Annotated in this window: 1 pseudogene; it reads left to right on the top strand. The window is 49.6% G+C overall.

The window, feature by feature from the left end:
* Window positions 1–38: 38 nt before the first annotated feature.
* Window positions 39–355 (top strand): annotated as a pseudogene (locus tag NNO04_RS22650) (phage tail sheath family protein); the annotation flags it as partial.

Genomic DNA, 355 nt, shown 5'->3' with positions numbered 1-355 from the left:
AGGCTCAATGGTGTTGCTAACTCAACAACTGGAGAATAATGATGACTGTCACGCCGACCTATCCCGGTGTTTATATTGAGGAAGATGCATCCCGCTCTATTTCGGTAAGCCATGCCGCAACGGCAGTTCCGGTGTTTATTGGCGTACTCCGGCGTCTTGATGGCGTGGCATTATCTTCCGGCCAGTGTCTTCCAGTAAACAGCTGGCTTGATTTCTGCTCAACGTATGTGACGCTTCCCGGCGTTTCTGTTGCTTTTACGTCGACCCCTCCTGCAGGGGAAACCGGGGAATATACCTATACCTGGAAGGTCAATGCCGGGTTTAATCCACTCTGTATTCAGAGTTATTTTCAGAA

It is taken from the genome of Citrobacter sp. Awk 4, from assembly GCF_028069725.1.
Classification (GTDB): domain Bacteria; phylum Pseudomonadota; class Gammaproteobacteria; order Enterobacterales; family Enterobacteriaceae; genus Citrobacter_D.
This window is presented reverse-complemented; position numbering and strand designations above follow the sequence as displayed.